We start from the raw sequence: 17,118 nt of genomic DNA, 5'->3' as shown, positions 1-17,118 counted from the left end.
CATTAAAAAAGGCCAACCGGATTGGCTGACCTTTTATTTTATTGTAGTTGTTTAATAATTGATCTGAAATTTTCCAGACCTGCCTCGAGGTTTTCTAATATGTCTAACGCTAATTCGTCGGGATCGGGGAGATTATCTAAATCGGCCAGTGATTTATCTTTTAACCAGGTTATATCTAAACTGGTTTTATCACGTGCTATAATTTCATCATAGCTGTATTTTCTCCAACGTCCATCAGGGTTTGACTCAGGGTGGAATGTTTCTACGCGCTTGTGGCGATTGCTTGCTTGATAGCAGTCAATAAAATCTTGCAGGTCACTTAATTTAAGCGGATTCTTTTTTAATGTATGATGTATGTTGGTACGATAATCATAGTACCATATTTCTTTTGTCCATGGCTCTTTTGCCGAGGGTTTTGCATCAAAGAAAACTACATTGGCTTTAACGCCATTGGCGTAAAATATACCTGTGGGCAAACGGAGTATGGTATGCAAATCTGTTGTCTCCAAAAGCTTTTTACGCACCAACTCACCGGCACCACCTTCAAATAAAACGTTATCCGGTAGTACAACGGCAGCCATACCTGTAGTTTTGAGCATGGTACGAATATGCTGTATAAAGTTTAACTGCTTATTGCTTGTCGTTGCAAAAAAGTCCTGACGGTTATAAGTAAGATCTTCTTTTTCCTGCTCACCTTCTTCGTTGGTAAAGGTTTGGCTGCTTTTTTTGCCAAAGGGCGGGTTGGCCAGTACATAATCATAAGTATCCTTGCTTTGTGAAATAAGCGCATCGGCGGGCGAAATGTTGTTATCACTGTCAATATCGCCTATGTTATGCAAAAACAGGTTCATTAAAGCCAGGCGGCGGGTACTGGCTACTATTTCATTACCAAAAAAGGTTTGGTATTTTAAAAACTCCTTTTGCTCTTTATCCAGCGTGTAATTTGCGCTATCGGCAATAAAATCATAAGCTGCCAAAAAGAAACCGCCGGTGCCGCAGGCCGGGTCGGCGATAGTTTTGTTGGGTTCGGGGCGTATGCAGGCTACCATAGCGGCTATTAAAGCCCTCGGGGTAAAGTACTGGCCCGCGCCGCTTTTGGTATCTTCGGCATTTTTTTCGAGCAGCCCCTCGTAAATATCGCCTTTTACATCGGTACCCATCATAATCCAATTTTCCCGGTCAATCATGTCAATCAGCTTGTACAGCTTTGCCGGGTCCTGTATTTTATTTTGGCTTTTGGTGAAAATTTGTCCTAACACCCCTTTTTGCTGCGCCAGCTCGCGCAGCAGTACCGAGTAGTGTAACTCCAGTTCGGCACCGCGCTTTTCGGTTAGGCTATCCCATTTATATTGATCGGGGATGGTTAGTTTTCGGTTATAGGGTGGTTTACTATACTCATCGGCCATTTTTAAAAATAGCAGGTAGGTAAGTTGTTCCAGGTAGTCGCCATAGCTAACCCCATCATCGCGAAGAGTATTACAGAACGACCAAACTTTGGATATGATTGCGGATGAAGTCATTGTTTTTAATTTAAGATAATCTAAGGCTGGGCATCGGTTTTATTCCGGCTTGCGCTACCTTTCTTGCCTGATTTGATCCGGGTAATATTGCTCCTTTTCCAGACTGGATCCAATAATAGGGAGTTTGAGCCTTAATTTTATTTAATTCGGGTGCTTGAGAGCTTAGCCAGTTTTTTAGCCATTGCAGTTTTTTTATAACCACATCAACCTCGCTTGTATTGGCAGGATGCACTTCAATAAAGTAAGCTTTATCATTATAACCAAAGCTGTAATCCCAGCGATTTTCGTTTGCATATTTGGTAGCGGTACATAAATCAATATTAACACTTCCGTTGAACAAACGTGTGTTAACGGCATTTACTTTCGTACTATTTGTACCTAATCCAGATAGACCTGCCTGGAAACAATTTTTAACATCAGGAGTTGCTTCAACAGCCTCTTTGTAAGTTTTGACAGCAATTTTAGCCATTATTAGCAGCTATTGTTGAAACAATATCGTTTGCTTTTGAACTGAAAGAAGAAAGGCCTCCCCACTCGGCAATTGCCACCTCCTCACTTCCGGCGTCTAAACTGGAAATATCTCTTATTGTTACATCGTCTTTAGTCCGGTCGAAATAGTAGGTGTTTATTTTCTTTAGCTCAAGCTGATCTTTAAAAAGCCGGTTCAACTGGATGGATTTTTTTACATCGAAAAGATCGTAAAGTGCTTGTTTATCGGCACCGGCTTCTTTTAATATATTAAATGCCCATGCAAACTCGAGCAAAACCGGCGAATGCGTTGATACGATAACCTTATAATTTCTTGAAAGCAGGTCGAGGATCTGTAATAGCACTGTTTTTATCGCTTCCGGATGAAGCCCCATTTCCGGTTCTTCAATTATTACGTATTTAATTCCGTCTTTATTGGTTTTTAGTACCGGCGACAAATAATAAAAGCTGAGCAATAAGGGCATAAACTCTTTTTGACCGGCACTCCAGGCCATAAAAGGTATACTGGTATTGCCAATATTTAATTTTAACCTTTTCTTATTGGTTTTATCTATTACTATTTTTCCATTATGAAAAATACTGTTGTTAATGGAATCAATAAGCGGTTGCTTGATTCGTTGCGGTTGCGGAAATATGGATTCTTCACTTTTATTTATACCGCTTTCTAAAAATTGCCGCAAGGTTTCGCTAAAATCGCGTAAAATGTAAGGTACCGAATCATCATATTCGCTAAAAAAACGGGGCCATCCGTTTTGTAAACAAACCACACGTTGAGCAGGAATATAAAATAATTCGTCTTTAGCAGTTTTGCTTAATTTAGTTTTGGGTTTAAGGCTTTCGGCTAAAAAATCTTTTTTATCAAAAGCAACCCGGGTATTTTTAGTCCATATACCAGCCATACCTTCGCCAAAATACCTGTCTAATATTTCCTGTTGGTTATTGCCCCATACAAACCCGTATTGCTCAATGGTACGGCGAATAGTTTTTTTATCAATCAGCAATTTAATCAACTGCAGTAAAATGCTTTTACCGCTTGCCTGCGGGCCTACAAACAAGGTAAGATCGCCGAAATTAATATCGGCTTCTTTAATGGGGCCTAACGACTTGATTTTTATATTATCCATTTACAAACCTTCTTGTTCAAATATAACGAGTAATTAAGCAGTTTGTCTACAATTCACCTATCAATTGCGGCTGCAATGTCTGTTCATCCTCTTTTACCAGCTTGCCCCCAAAAGCCTTTTTTAAAATGCTTTGCCGTAAAGCTTCGGCTTGTTGTAAACTGCTGGTTATGGTTTCTTCTATTTTATCACAAACGCTTAGGCGGCTTTCGATTTCTTGAACAATTGATTCTTGTTTTGAGATAGGAGCCAGAGGTACTTTTAAGTTGCCTAATTTAGTACCATTCACATTCGGTTGACCTATACCCACTTGTCCCTCCGTGATCTGAGACCAATAGATACTTGAATTGAAAAACGCTGACAAATAACGTTCATTTATCTGTTTGCTAACTCTCACCCTAATCAAGTATGACGCAAATACAGCCTCTGGAATATCTCCTTTTATTAAATAACTTTTACCGACTGTAGCACCTGTTCTCGCAAAAACTAAATCTCCATCTTTTAGTAAGTACTTATTTTTTTCACCTTCTTTAATCTTACAATAGGGTACATTTTTCCAGTTAACCTTTCCATCTTGAATATCTGTAATTCTGAGAAATTTAGGCCCAATTAAATTTAGAGAAGATGATTCCGTATAACCGTATTGAATATTATCGGATATGTCTTTTAATTTCTTCCACTCCCACCCCTCTGGCAACTCCCCATCCTTTACATTTTCATTTGTCAGCTTTCCCTCAAAAGCCCATTTTAAAACAGCCTGCCTGTAAACCTTTAGTTGCTCCTGTGCTGTTTTTAAATTTTCAATACCTTTATCAAGTTCGCTAAAAAGCTCTTCTATTTTTTGGACGATTTGGATCTGTTCTCTAATAGATGGCAAAGGAATTTCTAACTCTACTAATTGCTTTTTAGTTACCCCATTTATTGTAGTTCCCCTGCTTTGATGTTTGAACGACTGAACTGCTCTTGACAAACAAATTAATGCATAAGCTTGATCAATTAAATTTTCATCAAGAACTAAACCTTGGTTATCTTGACTAAAGGCGATATCGTATGGCGTAATAGCAATTTTACCAAGACCTACTCTTGTAACTACAATTATTCCTCCTTTTGGTAAAATATTGGTTGTTGAATTTTCTAACCCCTTTAGCGTAATCATTTTTCTTGGGACTATTTCTTTCAATCCTTGAATATCTGCACTAGATATCCAGGGAATGTTACCACCCCAATATTCATTATTCTTTGTAGATGGAGTTCCGCCTCCTATAATCTTTTTGCAAACGTTACCTAATTTGACACATTTCCATCCTTCCGGCAATTCCATATTCTTATCCATTATGCCGCTAATACTTCGTTCAATTCATTAATTATTTCGCCGGTGCTATTACCAAACAGTTGCCACATTTTGCCAAGCCCTCCTTGCTTGTTGAACGGATCGAGTTCAAAATCATCCTGCTCTACATGAAAGCTGGATGCAATGTAATCCTTAATCATGCGCAGCCATTGCATCTGCTCGTCATTAAATTTTGCTGCCGCACCGGCCTGTTTACTAAACACCCATTGCTGAAAGTTAATATCAACCATTTTATCATAGGTGGTTAATTTTTCATCAATCCCGCTTATTTTACGGAGTAGCGAAACTAAAGCTATTAATTCATTTTTTGGCTGGTCATTTACTTTTTCCAGTTGGGCATAGGCTCGCCATATATTCAATGGCGCTAATAGCGGTTTGCTAACCTTTATTGTCTCAGCTAAATCTCTGATCATTTTATAGGTTAGCGTTCGCCTTTGATAAGGCTGTCCGTAAAATAATTGCAGAGCAGTTATTTCGGTTTTATTATCTGCTATCCATGTTTTGAAATCCTGCACCAGGCCTTCGGCAATGGCGGTATTGTCTTTTACCCAACCTATATTTAATAGCTCGTCGGGATTAATGTGGTCAATAACCTGGTCGTATTGTTTCCGGATATCAATTATATAGTTACGGAGTTCAAAACTGTTAAATACCTGTGTGGCTTGTTCGATCAATGCGTTATGCTGTATGTTAAAAGCCGCCTCTTTATCGGCAGGAGCAGCGCCGGGCATTTGCCTGTCAATTTCGCGACGTATATTATCTAATGTGTCGGCATCATGCGCATTAAGCAATTGTTTAACTACGTGAGTAATAGTTTGGCCTTCTGCTTTTTCGGCGAAAGCAGTTTTTTCTTTTTCGTTAATCAGTTTATCCAAACGGATGAGGCGGTTAGCCAGCGTGGTCAACATATCCTCGTCGGTATTGCCCATGTGTACACTTTCAATCACTTCTTTAAGTGATAAACCCGGCTTTTTCTCCAAAGGGCGGCTATCGGTTTTTTGGCTTTTTTCAACGCCAATGGCATCTATAATTACAAAGTGATCTTTAGTGAATTTGGCTGCCGGTGTACCGGTTAATTTTAATTCTTCAATACTACAGGTACGTGTACCACGACCTTTCATCTGCTCGTAATAGCTTTTGCTTTTTACATCGCGCATAAACAGTAAAACTTCCAGCGGGCGAATGTCGGTACCGGTTGCAATCATATCAACAGTAACGGCTACCCGTGGATAATAACTGTTGCGGAATTGCTGCAAAATGCTTTTCGGATCTTCCTCGCTCCGGTAGGTTATTTTTTTGCAAAACTTATTTTCCTCGGCAAACTCCTCGCGTACTATATTGATAATATCATCGGCATGGCTATCACTTTTGGCAAATATGAGCATTTTGGGTACCTCGAAGCTTTCGGGTATAGTTGCAGTAGCCGGGGTAATTCTGTCGGGAAACATCACCGGCAATTGTTCTTTTACTGCTTTAATAATTAACCTAAGCTGGTTCGGGTTCACTACCTTATCGTCCAGCTGTTTGGCGCTATACTCTACATCCTCATCAAGTGTATTCCAAAATTGTTTGCGGGTAAGCTTTTCGCGCCTGCCAATATATTCGCCAAGTTCAATTTTTGAGCCCTGCTGCGTAATTTTGGTTACAATTTCAAATACATTGTATGGCACCAGTACACCATCTTCCACTGCTTTTTGATACCCATAATCGCAAACCAGGTTTTGGTTAAAATAGCCAAAGGTGCGGTTATCGGGTGTAGCAGTTAAACCTATTTGAAAAGCATCAAAGTAATCCAACACCTGTTTCCAAAGGTTATAAATACTGCGGTGGCATTCGTCAATAACTACAAAATCAAAAAACTCCATCGGCGTTTTCTGATTGTAAACCACAGGTAATGGTTCTTTAGTAACCCATTTTTTTTCATTGGGGTTTTGTTCTTCGTCGCGCTCATCCAGTTCGCTTCCTTTTAAAATGGAGTATAGGCGCTGTATGGTACTGATGTAAACCTGGCTATCGTTGGGGATAAACGAACTGCTTAAGCGGGTAACACCGTACAACTCGGGAAATAAACGGTTATCGTCCTGTGGTTGGTAACGCTTAAATTCTTGCTCGGCCTGTTCGCCAAGGTTTTTGGTATCAACCAAAAATAAAATCCTTTTGGCTTTAGCATATTTTAGCAGCCGGTAAATAAATGATATCGCCGTAAATGTTTTACCCGAACCCGTTGCCATTTGTATCAGTGCCCTGGGGCGGTTTTCTTTAAATGATTTTTCAACCCCGGTAATGGCAGTTACCTGGCAATCGCGCAGGCCATCAGTTTCCAAAGTCGGCGTATCATGTAAACGGCTGCGCAATGTGCGGCCTTCTTTTATCCATTGCTGAAAAGTTTCGGGACGGTGAAATGTAAACACGGGCCTCGACCGGGGTTTCGGATCACGATAATCGGTAAAGCGGGTTAGTTCGCCTGTGCTTTCGTAAACAAAAGGCAGGGGATCATTATTAAGGTATTTAAGTTTGGCCTGGGCGTATTCGGCAGATTGCTCTTCTGCAACAATCAGTTTGTAGCCTTCGTCTTCGCGTTTGGCTTCAATAACGCCAACTGGTTTTTTATCTACAAATAATATATAATCGGCAGGGCCGGTTTCTGTTTGGTATTCCCTTATGGCTACGCCAATGCCTGCACTAATATTGCTTTGTTTTTTACCCTGCACTATCCAGCCGCAAGCTTCCAATTGCTTATCAATATGATCGCGGGCTATCTGTTCAGGGTTTTGGTTCATCAGCTAAATTAGGATTTATAAATATAGTATCATTTTTATAAATAGCTATATTGAAAATAATACAGCCCTGCGCCTCCGCCCGCGTTAGGGATTGCAGTGGAAAACCCACAGCCTTGCGCAGGCCTTCGCGCACAGGGGCAAGGCGAGGATTTGCAGCGTAAAGCCCGGGCCGCAGGCAACGCCATTATTTTGATTTCGGAATTGGGATTTTCGATTTCGGATTTCAAGGCATTAAGAAACGGCTGTTATGCCGGGGGATTAAATCCGGGGCTTCTGAAGGAGAATGACAAATCCACCACGTCATTGCTGAGTTACGAAGCAATCCCCAGCAGGCAGATAAAAGACTTTATTCTATAAACTTACCTTGTCGCGCTCCTGGCCGCGCGGGGCCAGTTAATTTGTCGCCACAAAAGTAACCAAAAAGGCTTGCAGCAGAGAGGCTTCTTTGCGCACAACCTGGCCCCACAGCCATCGGCGCGGCCTTCACCCTGCAAAACGAGCAGAACCACGGGCTGCAATTATTTTGCCCCGATTCGCACGCAATGCCTCCGCTTCTGCAAAAACTTGCTATGCCCCTGCAGCCGCACCGCCCGGCATCGTTCTGCTCGTTTTCACCCGAAGCTGATCTGCTGCGAAAAACCACCTTTTTTATCTTGTCATGGGTAGCGTTTAAATCCGGCGGCCTCTGAAGGTAGTATGACATCTCTCCTTAGTCATGCCGAACTTGTTTCGGCACCTCCAAGAAAAGTGGCAAATTTGATTAGCATGGTTGCTTAGCGAGTGGGGTGCTGAAACAAGTTCAGCATGACCTTAATTTTATTATGTCATGCTGAGTGTTTAAATCCGGCGGCCTCTGAAGGTAGTATGACATCTCTCCTTAGTCATGCCGAACTTGTTTCGGCACCTCACAAGAAAAGTGGCAAATTTGATTAGCATAGTTGCTTAGCGAGTGGGGTGCTGAAACAAGTTCAGCATGACCTTAATTTTATTATGTCATGCTGAGTGTTTAAATCCGGTGGCCTCTGAAGGTAGTATGACATCTCTCCTTAGTCATGCCGAACTTGTTTCGGCACCTCACAAGAAAAGTGGCAAATTTGATTAGCATGGTTGCTTAGCGAGTGGGGTGCTGAAACAAGTTCAGCATGACCTTAATTTTATTATGTCATGCTGAGTGTTTAAATCCGGCGGCCTCTGAAGGTAGTAAGACATCTCTCCTTAGTCATGCCGAACTTGTTTCGGCACCTCCCAAGAAAAGTGGCAAATTTGATTAGCATGGTTGCTTAGCGAGTGGGGTGCTGAAACAAGTTCAGCATGACCTTAATTTTATTATGTCATGCTGAGTGTTTAAATCCGGCGGCCTCTGAAGGTAGTATGACATCTCTCCTTAGTCATTCCGAACTTGTTTCGGCACCTCACAAGAAAAGTGGCAAATTTGATTAGCATGTTGCTTAGCGAGTGGGGTGCTGAAACAAGTTACCCATGACAAGTTTATAAAATGACGTCATCCCGAACTTGTTTCGGGAACCCACAGGACAAGCCGCATGAAGTATACTTAGCATGTGAGGTGCTGAAACAAGTTCAGCATGACGGATGGCGGAGATGTCATTTCACCTTCAGAATCCGCTCCGGATTAAATTTACTTAGCATGACCTTAATTTTATTATTTCATGGTGAGGCAGGCCTCTGCGCGCGACCCTTCGACAGGCTCAGGGTGACAGGCCGCTATCACTGCAACTGCTGCTGCCACTGCTACTAAAAAACTAACTGCAAACTGCCCACCAAAAACTGCCAACTGATTATTGCAACGTTACCACCTTGTACAAAATCCAGCCGTCGGTTTCGTAGGCGCGTTTGTAGTTTACACCGCTGTTGAGGCGGCGGATTTCGGGGATGTACCTGTCGCTGAGCTGGGTGTAGCCGGTGAATGGATTTTTTGGGGTGGCTATCAGGATATAGTCGTCGTATTTGTAAGGGGTTTCAATGGCCGACAGGAACGAGTTGAGCTGGTAGGGCAGGGTTAGCTTTTTGATGTTGTTGGTAAAGGCCACAATGGGGTATGATACGGCATCGTCCATGAGGATGTGCGTACCATCGGGCAGGCTGTTGATGTAGGCTGCTATTTCTTTGCTTTCGTTTTGATCGGTATTGGGTTCCAGCCGGCTAAGGGTGGTGATGAAGCGGCGCTCGTCGGTAATGAGCGAGTTGGTTAAAAAGGTGTAGCCAGTATATAGCTGCAGTACAATTACAAAGGCCAGGCCCAGTTTAACGGCCAGTTTATTTTTGATGGTATGTACCTTAAATATAATACACAGCAGCGCCACAAATAAAAATATAAGGTAGTACTGGTAGGTGAGGAAAAGCTTATCATACTTAATGTGCAAAAACTCCACAAAGGCAAACAGGGTGAGCACGGTTAGCACATGATAAGTGCTTTCGCGCAGCAGGTACAGGCCAAACAATATCAGCGGACAAAAATAAATCACCCTTAATGATACCAGGATGCTGAGCTCAGGCAGCTGGTAGTTTACGGCGGTAGCGGCAGTGTCGTAATTCAGCTTGTCGACCAGTACGTTCCAGGTGGCCAGGGGGCTTTCCATAAAGTAGTTATAGTCGCTGGCGTGGGTTTGGTTAAGCAGTTTATAGCAAACGAGGGATACCACGGGCAGGATGAACAGGATCACGTAAATGGCAAAAGTTTTATTAATAAGCTTACGCCTTAACGACGGACTGTTAAAGCTCATGAACAGCCTGAAAATGGATTCCTTTTCGCCCAGGTTAAGGCTGGCCAGCGTTATGGACAGCACCAGCGGTATAAAGAACAGCGTAAGCCAGATGAAGCGGTAATCGCAAAAAATGAGCATTACCAAACACATACTGGCTATGGATACGTGGAACGTGGTGTTTGAGCGGTAAAACTTAAGCAGGTTAAGGAAAAACAGGTACACGAAGATCACTACCAGGTAAATGGCTTTGCCCGAGCAGGCCATGTAAATGATGCCGGGGTGCAGCAGGAACAGGATGGCTACCATGATGAGGTAAAAATCATCCTTCACCCTGATAACAAACGAGCGCGAAATAAGATAGAAGAAGCCAGCCGTACCCAGCGCTGATGCGATGACCGGGGCGAGGTAACCGTTTATAGTTGAAAATATAAAGGTGGAGTAAAAGGGCAGCAGCGGGGCGGTTAAGCCCATTACCTTAAGGCGGTTGCCCAGCCCCTCAAACACGATCTTTGTTTTTTCGACATAAAAAAGGCTTTCCTGGTTATAATAGCCTAAGTGGTTAAGGTATACGCCGATAACCAGGTACCAGGCTGCCAGCACCAGGGTAAATATAAACAGGTATGTACTTTTGGCAATTTTCATTTAATAACGTTTGTGGGGTTATTAACCTTACTTAAACCGTGGTTGGTTTTTTCCCAGTAAAACGGATTGGTGATGAGCTGGTACAGGCCCATATAAGCTGCTACCGAGTGCATGAGCCAGTAAACCGGGTTGGCCATGGCAAACAAAATGAGCTCGAAATAGCGGCGTTTAAACACGGCCATCATATTGATATAGATCATGAGAATATTACCCACCATGAGGTTAAATATCGACATGAACAGCACCCAGTCCGGAAACAAATTGCGGATGGTTGAAAAATCAAATATGAGGTAACAGATAAAGATGATGAGCAGCACCGGGTAAATTAAAAAGGTGGCTGATGTGGCGCCGATGAAAAAGTTAAAACCCAGGAAGCCGCGAAAGCCTATTTTACGGATGAGGGCCGGCGGGTTGCGCATGTGCACCAGGTAGGTTTGCATGTAGCCCTTGATCCAGCGCGAGCGCTGGCGGATCCAGTTCCAGAAGTTGTTGTTGGCTTCCTCATACGTGGTGGAGTTTACTATAGCCACCTTATAGCCTTTGGCATAGGCGCGTACGCCAAGGTCGGCATCTTCGGTTACGTTAAAGGGGTCCCAGGCGCCAAGCTCAATCAGCGCGTCCATTTTAAAGTGGTTGCTGGTGCCGCCAAGCGGGATGGGGATATCCAGCGTATCCAAACCGGGCAGCATATAATCAAACCAGTACGAATACTCGAGGGTGAACATCCGGGTAAGGAAGTTTTCGTTGCGGTTAAAGTAATTGAGCGCGCTTTGAATGCAGATATAATTTTCGGGCAGCTTATGAAACAGGGCCACCACTTTTTTAAGCTGATCGGTATCGGGGATGTCCTCGGCATCATAAATGGTGAGGTATTGTCCCCTCGAAAAATGCAGACCGTAGTTACAGGCCTTGGGCTTGGTTTTAGGCATGTGGAAAGGCACCACAATAACTTCAAACACGGAGGGGAAATCGAGGTTTTTTACGGCGTTTAATGTTTTATCATCATCTTCTTCAATAAGCAGTTTGATATCCAGCTGCTGGCGCGGATAGTCGAGGCTTTGCAGGTTCCAGATGAGTTTTTTGATCAGCTTATCTTCCTTGTAAACGGGTAGCAGGATGGTATAAACCGGCAGCTCCTCGTTTACGATAGTGCGCAGGTCGTCTTTGGTGACAGCCTGGTGCAGCTCAAACCGGGAGCCTACCAGTGCCAAAAACAGTTTGAAGATGATAGCTATCAGGAAAAACGAACTGATGATTAAGTTAATGGTGATGGATACGTTTTTAAAGTTGAGGAACAGGCCGATGGCGGTAATGCCCCACAAGGCAAAAATGAAAACAAGCTGCGATGTGGTGAACGTTGTTGAGGCCGAGCTTTTTGGGTCGCGCTTAAGGAGCTCAAAAACAGATGCCTTCACATATTTTTGCCCGGTAAGCTTGTGGCTTAGCCAGGTGATCTCCAGATCGGATGCTACGATGATTTCGGGTTCCAGGTCATAGGTAAACCTTACAAAATCAAGGAAAAGTTCATTGCCGGGGTCGGCCATAACGGTAACCACCTTATTGTTTTCGATGCGAAGGGGGAGGCCCAGCTGGTCGTTGGCAAATTTAAGGTCAACCTGGTCGAGGATCTTTTGGTCGAAGGCTTCCTGGCGGATTTCGGCAAAGTGGTAGCCCGCGTTGCCCAAGGCGCGTTCATAGTTTTTGCGGGAAACATAGCCGAAGTTAAGGGCTATTTTGAGGTATGACATACCCGATCTTTCCGAAAAAGCATGGATCTTTTCCTGGTCGGCCGGCGAAATAAATCCGTGGGCAACCAAAATTTCAGGAACAGAAATACTCAATGTATCCATATATAAAAGCTGAAAGCAGAATGCATAAAGCCTAAAGCGGCATCCTGATTATTAATATCATTTAATTGCTTGGTGTGAAATTAATTAAATGACCCTATATAAATATCAGTTATCAAACCGGGGATAAGCCGGTTTGATAACTGATATGTGATGTATTTTGACACGCGATGTGCAGCGGCATTAATCGTTAAACAGATCCTGCGATTTTTGAACTTTTGACCGCACATACAGGAACGAAAGCAGGATCAGGATCAGGATGCCCAGCAAAATGTACAGGTTATAGCTGTCCCAGAAACGGGTAAGGCCGCTCTTGGTATCGATGTATTCCAGGTTTTCGCTGGATTTGTTGATGTTGAACAGGTACTTGTTGGAGTTAACATCCGAGATACAAACATTGCTCGACAGGGTTGAAAGCTGCTCGGTAATGGATTTGGATACCGCCAGGAAAGCTTCGGAAACATGTGTGCCGGTAGCGGTAAGCACCAGGGTAGCATTGTTGCTTACGCCGTAAAAGATTTGCGCCAGGCCGTTTGATACCGTATCCGAAAGCGAGTAAACCGGGCTATTATTATCGGTGTTGTACAGCCTGAAGTTCCTGTCAAACTGGATAGGGGCATCGCGGAACTCCTTAAGTACTTTATCATCTTTTGATAGCAGGGCTATGATATTGTATTGCTTCAGATCAGTTGGCTTCAAATCTTTCGAGTAAACAAACTCGGGGAAGTTATTGGCGTTGATGTTATTGTTAAGCTCATAAATGATCTCGCCCATAGCACCGGCGGCATATTTGGCGTATTCCTCGCTTACTACAATTTTGGTAGTGCCGTTGTTAAAAGCCTCGGGATATTGGTAAAAACTCAGGTCGCTGGTGATGAAGGGGTTTTTTGATTCGAGGTATGATTTGTCAACATCAACTTCGGCAAAAAAGTTGGTGAAACTGTTTTTACAGTTGCCGTTGGTTGGGTAAAACCTGAATTCGGCCTCCAGCGTGTTGTATTTATGGTGCTGATAACGGTTAATGGTGATAGAGCTGTTCAGCTTGCCCGATGCATCCAGCTTTTCGCTGCTGATGAGCAAACCGTTAAGGTATATGTTGAAGAAACCACGGTCGCCGGGGGCAAGGCCGCTGTAATTGGCAACAAAACGGATCTCCACTTCTTTAGGGGTGAAGCTGAAATCACTGTTTTTAAAGCTGTAAGCGCTCTTTAATGATCCAATGCCCGACAGGAAGTCGCTCACGCCGCCAATCTGTTTTAAGGATAGCTTTGAACGGTTTTCGTCGATAGTTTTAAAGAAAGTGTTCTCGGCCTTATTGATCAGCAGGTAATCGCCATAGGTTGAGTTCAAGATGTTCATGTTACCCAGGGCGGTAATGGCCTTTTCATAACCTGTATCATCGCCGCCGGTAACAAACAGCACCTCTTTAGGCGATTGCTCCTGTGTTACGGTTTTAACCGGCACCAACCGGCCTTTTACATCAACCATGTGCACAATGGTATCAGTAAGCAGGCTTACTGATTTATGCAGGTAGAATAAACCCTGTGTATTTTGCGGGGTAACTTTTACCAATGCGCGCGCATCGGCAGGTAATTTATCAATGGCGCCTACCCTGATGTAGTTACGAACGCTATCGGGCAGTTTGCTTTCTTCGTAAACGGCTATTTCACGTGTTTGGGTCTTTTTTAACCTTGAATAGGCCCATGCTACGGCCTTAAGGTCATGCAGGCTTGGGTTTGACGGGTAAACGATAGCTTTTTTGGAGTCGAAGCAGTTGCTGATATTTACGTTATCAAAAAAGTTTTTATTGCTTTTAACCAGCGACAGGTATGAGTAGTTTTTGATCTTTAACCACATAGCCGGGTTATCCAGGTCTTTACACTGATCGTCGGTAATGGTGAGCAGGGTTTTGATCTGGATCTTGAGGAACTTATCGGGGCTCAGATCGGCACGGCTCAGGTTAAGGATGATTTTCTGGATAGAATCGGGGCCCAGGTGGCCGCTGTATGCCGGTTTGTTATTAATAACCAGGTTAATGTACGAATGCGATTTTATCAATGCCTGCGACGGTTCAAAAAATAAAACCAGTTTACTGCCATTCATTTCAATCAAAGGGGTGACCTTGAAGTAAAATGAAATAGCGCCGCTCATGCCGTATACCACCTCATCGTCATGGCCGTAGGCTTTAAAGGATGCAATGCTGTTGCCCTGGGCCTGCGAAGCCGTGTTGAATAATAGGATAAAGGCTAATAAGGTAAAAAACTTATTCATTGATATCAATATTAATTTATTACGTAAAATTCTACTCTGAAATAATTACCGTTGTCATCACTGCGGTAGCTGAGCTCGCCGCCCATTTCCTGGGTCATCAGCTTGGCAATTGATAAGCCCAAACCCAGGCGGCTTTCGGTAACGCCCGATGTATCGTTAAGGGTTTTAAGCTTGTTGAACATCATGTCCAGCTCCTGCTGGCCTATGGCTATACCTTCGTCAATGATCTCGAAAACAAAACGCTGGCGCTGCAGGCTGGTTACTACCTTAATGCTGTTATTGGTTTGCGAAAATTTAATGGCGTTTGATAGCAGGTTTTGAAACACCTGGCCGGCAAATACTTTGTCGAGCCGTACGTTGAGGGGCAGCTTCAGGATATTATCAACCAGGTGGATGTTTTTCATCAGGGCAGTTTCGTACAGACCTTTAAAAACATGCATTACTTCAACGTTGATGTCAAAGATCTCCATGTTGAATTTCATATCCGGCGATTCGATCTCCTTAACATCCATCAGCTTGTTGAGCATATACTGCATCTTATCAGCCGATTCGGCGATGTAGCCCACAAATTCTTTCTGGTCGGTGCTCAGCCTAAAATCCTCTTCCCTGATCATGTTGTTGCTCATTATAATAGAGCCGATGAGGTTTTTAAGGTCGTGCCCGGCAATATTGATAAAGCTGTTCTTCTGGCTGTCGAGCTTACGGAGCTGCTCATACTGATGGTCGATGAGGTTATTTTTTTCGTTGATATCCTTGTTTTGCTGTTTAAGCTGTTCGTTTGATTTTTCGATCATGATCTGCGCACGTACTTCACGCTGGATCACCTTGTAGCGCGCCCCGGGTATTAAGCAGGAGATGCCCGAGATGATAAAAAAGATCTGCCCGCCGTTACTTAATACCAGGTCGAGGTTGTATTCGCTTAACAGGTTAAAGAAAATGGCCAGTAACAATAGCGCCATTAAGGTTTGTATGATGGAGTTTAAGGGCTCCCAAAAAACCTGCAGGTTAAAAAACAGCAGGGTGGTAGCAAACAGCATAAAGTAAATGGTCAGGAACTGAATGTTTACCAGGTTACATAATATAGCTGCCGTTACCGAAAGCATAAAGAAACTGATGTGCAATAATATGCGGTAACTAAATTGTTTATGCTGAAAATAGCTGAACAGGCCGTATATAATAAGGATAGTTATAATGCGGATAATAAAAAACTGCAGCCAGTAGTTTGTAGCGTAAATAAAATCAACAATACTAAAAAGAGGGTACAGGAATATAATTGTCCAGATTATATTATTGGTTTGGTACCATGCTTTTTTGGAGGTCTCTCTAATTAATTCTTCGTTGGTAATTTGAACAAACATTATTTGTTATCTTGAATTGTAATTAAAAATTAAGGCCGCTGTTTAAATTAACTCTGTTTAATATTGATAGACGAAAAATATTCGTTATACGATAATTTAAACAGGTTTGTTGTTACTGTTGCCAACAGTAATAATTGCCGTTGCAAAAAGCCGTCCAATTCCCCGGCAAGTTCGGGAAGTTGCTTTTAAACCATGCTAAAGTTTAAGCAAGGGCGTCAGTATTTTATGGCTTGCACAAATCCGAAACGAAAGCTCAGCGGCCCAAAGGCCATTAAAAAAATCCGATTTTATGCTGCTTAACAGCTGGGCTTCAAAAGCATCAGGCTGCCCGTGACTTTTACTTCTTTTGGCCCTGCAACTACTGCACAACTCTTTACCTATATTGATAAAGTTGTTGAGCAATGCAATACTTACGGATTTAGGGTAGTTATAGATTATCATTGGACGCTTAAATGATAATAATTCCCTTTCAGAAACATCCCAATAATTGATTCGTGGCTAAAAATAGCCAAAAGGTACAAAAACGCAAGCCACGACAATTTTTTTTGAGATCTACAACGAGCTGCCCCATATCAACCCCAAAGTGTGGAAGTATGCTGCTTATAATATTGTAACTGCCATCCGTAGAATTGATAAACAACAAACCCTGATTGTAAGTGCATCAAACTATATACCACCATCTATGAGCTAAGCAGGTTGGTAAGGCTAACCGATGACCATATCATCTGCACTTTTCACTTTTACGAACCTTTCTTTTTTATTTACCAGGGTGCAAGCAAGGTAGGCGATCAGGTTTCAACCACCGGGGTATCATTTCCATACAATGCGGAAAATTTTCCTGCACTTAATCCAAAAGCAAAAAACACCTCCGGCGAAAGCAATACCCTATGTGCTCCTGCGATGGCAACGATCAATCCATAAATGATAACTACCGCCGCGGGTATATCAGGGCAGTACACAAGGCTTTAAAAGAGCTTGATATTCCTGGCATACGTTGGGATTATAACAGTAGTTTT

The 17,118-nt window shown here is 42.9% G+C and carries 13 protein-coding genes; 4 read left to right on the top strand and 9 right to left on the bottom strand.

Annotated features, from left to right (window positions below):
* Nucleotides 1-38: 38 nt before the first annotated feature.
* Genes DIU38_RS20265 through DIU38_RS20245 form a run of 5 tightly spaced genes read right to left on the bottom strand, consistent with a single transcriptional unit; the run spans nt 39 to nt 7,261 of the window.
* On the bottom strand, nt 39-1,520 hold the full coding sequence (locus tag DIU38_RS20265) for a class I SAM-dependent DNA methyltransferase (protein ID WP_112659060.1): 1,482 nt from the start codon (nt 1,518-1,520) through the stop codon (nt 39-41).
* A 10-nt stretch (nt 1,521-1,530) separates the two neighbouring features.
* Entirely contained in the window at nt 1,531-1,989 is a 459-nt protein-coding gene (locus DIU38_RS20260; RefSeq protein ID WP_112659058.1) for a hypothetical protein, read from the bottom strand.
* A complete protein-coding gene (locus tag DIU38_RS20255; RefSeq protein ID WP_112659056.1) occupies nt 1,982-3,133 on the bottom strand; it encodes an AAA family ATPase in 1,152 nt (383 codons plus the stop codon). The genes DIU38_RS20260 and DIU38_RS20255 overlap by 8 nt, the downstream gene beginning before the upstream one ends.
* A 46-nt stretch (nt 3,134-3,179) precedes the next feature.
* Nucleotides 3,180-4,463: a restriction endonuclease subunit S gene (locus DIU38_RS20250; RefSeq protein WP_112659054.1), complete on the bottom strand. Its 1,284-nt coding sequence runs from the start codon at nt 4,461-4,463 to the stop codon at nt 3,180-3,182.
* Nucleotides 4,463-7,261, bottom strand: coding sequence for a type I restriction endonuclease subunit R (locus tag DIU38_RS20245; protein WP_208057750.1), 2,799 nt, complete (start codon nt 7,259-7,261; stop codon nt 4,463-4,465). The genes DIU38_RS20250 and DIU38_RS20245 overlap by 1 nt, the downstream gene beginning before the upstream one ends.
* Before the next feature lie 96 nt (nt 7,262-7,357).
* On the opposite strand from DIU38_RS20245, the gene DIU38_RS20240 reads away from it, so the two are divergent.
* Nucleotides 7,358-7,618, top strand: a complete 261-nt coding sequence (locus DIU38_RS20240; RefSeq protein WP_112659050.1) for a hypothetical protein — start codon at nt 7,358-7,360, stop codon at nt 7,616-7,618.
* Nucleotides 7,619-9,057: 1,439 nt separating this feature from the next.
* Here the strand turns inward: DIU38_RS20240 and DIU38_RS20235 are convergent.
* The 4 genes from DIU38_RS20235 to DIU38_RS20220 form a co-directional block, all read right to left on the bottom strand.
* Complete coding sequence (locus DIU38_RS20235; protein ID WP_112658654.1) at nt 9,058-10,626, bottom strand: hypothetical protein; 1,569 nt, start codon at nt 10,624-10,626, stop codon at nt 9,058-9,060.
* A complete protein-coding gene (locus DIU38_RS20230) occupies nt 10,623-12,476 on the bottom strand; it encodes a glycosyltransferase family 2 protein (protein ID WP_112658652.1) in 1,854 nt (617 codons plus the stop codon). Before DIU38_RS20230 ends, DIU38_RS20235 begins: the two co-directional genes overlap by 4 nt.
* 180 nt (nt 12,477-12,656) lie before the next feature.
* Nucleotides 12,657-14,744, bottom strand: coding sequence for a cellulose biosynthesis cyclic di-GMP-binding regulatory protein BcsB (locus DIU38_RS20225; RefSeq protein WP_112658650.1), 2,088 nt, complete (start codon nt 14,742-14,744; stop codon nt 12,657-12,659).
* Nucleotides 14,745-14,755: 11 nt separating this feature from the next.
* On the bottom strand, nt 14,756-16,102 hold the full coding sequence (locus DIU38_RS20220; protein ID WP_112658648.1) for a sensor histidine kinase: 1,347 nt from the start codon (nt 16,100-16,102) through the stop codon (nt 14,756-14,758).
* A 330-nt stretch (nt 16,103-16,432) separates the two neighbouring features.
* Here DIU38_RS20220 and DIU38_RS34925 point away from each other — a divergent pair, with 330 nt between their 5' ends.
* The 3 genes from DIU38_RS34925 (at nt 16,433) to DIU38_RS20215 (ending at nt 17,023) form a co-directional block, all read left to right on the top strand.
* Complete coding sequence (locus DIU38_RS34925) at nt 16,433-16,558, top strand: hypothetical protein (protein WP_407716470.1); 126 nt, start codon at nt 16,433-16,435, stop codon at nt 16,556-16,558.
* A gap of 127 nt (nt 16,559-16,685) precedes the next feature.
* Entirely contained in the window at nt 16,686-16,793 is a 108-nt protein-coding gene (locus tag DIU38_RS34920) for a hypothetical protein (RefSeq protein WP_407716469.1), read from the top strand.
* Nucleotides 16,794-16,798: 5 nt separating this feature from the next.
* On the top strand, nt 16,799-17,023 hold the full coding sequence (locus tag DIU38_RS20215; RefSeq protein WP_112683094.1) for a hypothetical protein: 225 nt from the start codon (nt 16,799-16,801) through the stop codon (nt 17,021-17,023).
* Nucleotides 17,024-17,118 lie beyond the last annotated feature (95 nt).

The sequence above is a fragment of the Mucilaginibacter metallidurans genome, from assembly GCF_003286435.2.
GTDB lineage: Bacteria > Bacteroidota > Bacteroidia > Sphingobacteriales > Sphingobacteriaceae > Mucilaginibacter > Mucilaginibacter gossypii.
Note: the sequence above shows the minus strand (reverse complement) of the source record. Positions and strands in the feature narration are given on the sequence as shown.